The sequence below is a fragment of the SAR324 cluster bacterium genome, from assembly GCA_029245725.1.
Lineage (GTDB): Bacteria > SAR324 > SAR324 > SAR324 > NAC60-12 > JCVI-SCAAA005.
In genome coordinates this window covers 1-2,594 of sequence record JAQWOT010000010.1, presented here as the reverse complement: position 1 = coordinate 2,594, position 2,594 = coordinate 1, and the positions used below count along the sequence as shown (strand labels likewise).

The following is a 2,594-nucleotide window of genomic DNA, read 5'->3' as shown; positions in this document are numbered from 1 at the left end:
CCATTGGCTGCACTTTCAGATCGACCACAGTTGCTCTACGGGTATTTCAAGCAGATTTTTGCTCAGGTCAGTAACCCACCAATCGATTCAATTCGAGAGGAGATGGTCATGTCTATGACTAGCCATCTTGGTGGTGAAGGCAATATCCTGAGTCCTGAGCCTAGCCACGCAAAATTAATTAAGATAGATGGGCCAATCTTGACTAATGCCCAGTTCGCAAAGCTACGTCATCATGAAAAGACTGCCCCAATATCGCTTCTATTCCCTACTTCTGAAGGAGCTAGTGGCTTGCAGAAAGCCCTGGACAGAATTTGCACAGAAGCAGCATCAGCAATTCGATCAGGTAAAGAATATTTAATTTTGAGTGATCGAGGAATTGGTCGAGATCAAGTTCCTATTCCTGCTCTTCTTGCGGTTGGTGCGGTCCACCATCACCTGATTCGTGAGAAACTGCGGAGCTCGTCCAGTCTGATTCTGGAAACAGGAGAAGCCAGAGAAATTGCTCATTTCTGTCTTCTCATCGGCTATGGTGTCGGTGCTATTAATCCCTACCTCGCTTTTGAGACCTTTGAGCAGATCCTATCAGAAGGAACTCTCCCTGAAGAGTTGACATATGAGAAAGCGATCAAAAATTATCTGAAAGCGATTCGCAAGGGGATGTTTAAGGTTTTTGCGAAAATGGGTATTTCCACTATCCAGAGTTATCGTGGGGCGCAAATTTTTGAAGCCATCGGTTTGAGTGAGGACGTTGTCCACGAATACTTTGCGGGGACTCCATCAAAAATCAGTGGGGTCACTGTTGAAGTACTGGGTGAAGAATGTCTGAAGCGACATGCTTATGCGTATGTCGAAACACCAGATCTCAAAAACACGTTATCTGTTGGGGGTCAATATTTCTGGCGCCGTCGAGGGGAGTACCATCAGGTCAACCCAATGACAACTTTGTTGCTCCAAGAAGCGGCCCAGAAAAATAGCAGAGAAGTCTTCAAGAAGTTCTCAGATATTATTAACGAGCAATCTCAAAGACTAGCGACACCACGCAGTCTGTTGACTTTTAAGCAGGGAATTCCAGTTCCTTTGGAAGAGGTGGAGCCTGCAAAAGAGATTGTTAGACGTTTTGCAACCGGTGCAATGTCATTAGGCTCGATCAGCAGTGAGGCCCACCAGACACTTGCAATAGCCATGAATCGTATTGGTGGTAGAAGTAACAGTGGTGAGGGTGGTGAGGATCCTCAACGCTTCCACAAAAGAGAAAATGGTGACTGGCCAGTGAGTCGAATCAAGCAAGTTGCTTCAGGACGCTTTGGGGTGACGATTCACTATTTAGTCAATTGTGTTGAGTTACAGATCAAGATCGCTCAAGGGGCAAAGCCTGGAGAGGGAGGTCAGCTTCCTGGGAAAAAAGTCAGCCAAGAGATTGCCAAGGTCCGAAATTCAACACCTGGGGTTACACTGATTTCGCCACCTCCTCATCATGATATCTATTCAATTGAGGATCTCGCACAGTTGATCTTTGATCTGAAGAATGCGAATCCGAAGGCTCGGATTACGGTTAAATTGGTCTCGGAGGCAGGTGTAGGAACCATCGCAGCTGGAGTTGCCAAAACACATGCGGACCTGATTGTGATTGCGGGCCATGATGGTGGTACGGGTGCTTCTCCATTGACTTCAATAAAATATGCAGGAGTTCCTTGGGAGTTGGGATTATCTGAAGCGCACCAAACGTTGTTGCTGAATCGCTTGCGTGGTCGTGTTCGATTACAGACTGATGGGCAACTGAAAACGGGCCGTGATGTTGCTATTGCAGCTATGCTTGGTGCTGAAGAGTTTGGGTTTTCAACCGCACCACTCATCGCAATAGGCTGTGTGATGATGCGCAAGTGTCACCTGAACACCTGCCCAGTTGGAATCGCTACACAAGATCCTGAACTACGCAAAAAATTTGTTGGTCAACCAGAGCACGTTATCAACTTTTTCTTTATGGTTGCAGAACAAGTGCGCGAAATCATGGCAATGTGTGGATTCCGCTCATTTAGTGAAATGGTTGGGAGATCAGATTGCTTGGAACAACGCTCCGATATTACCCATTGGAAAGCCAAGCATATAGATCTTTCAAATCTCCTAAAACAAATCCCTGTAGGCAAAGGAGACACTCGCTACTGCACGCAGGAGCAAGATCATGGGCTTAATGAACAGATTGACCATGAATTGATTGCCCTCGCCAAGGAAGCAATCGAACAACGCAAGCCAGTAAAAATTGAAATGCCCGTGAAGAACATCCATCGAGCGATTGGTACAATGCTCAGCGGAGAAATTGCTTTGGCCCACGGAGCCGAGGGTTTGCCTGATCACACCATTCATTGTCAGCTGACCGGCTCAGCAGGACAAAGTTTTGGAGCGTTCTTGGCCAAGGGGGTCACACTTGAGTTAGAAGGTGATGCCAACGACTACACGGGTAAAGGACTTAGTGGAGGAAAGCTGATTGTGTATCCTCCCAAAAGATCCGCATTTAAGGCTGATGAAAACATTCTGATTGGCAACACTGTCATGTATGGAGCCACTAGCGGTGAAGCTTTCTTCTCTGGTATAGCTGG

Annotated in this window: 1 protein-coding gene; it reads left to right on the top strand. The window is 46.8% G+C overall.

Annotation, left to right across the window (positions count from 1 at the left end; genetic code table 11):
• The coding region (gene gltB / locus P8O70_00245) for a glutamate synthase large subunit (GenBank protein ID MDG2195313.1) at window positions 1-2,594 on the top strand (2,594 nt) is incomplete at both ends.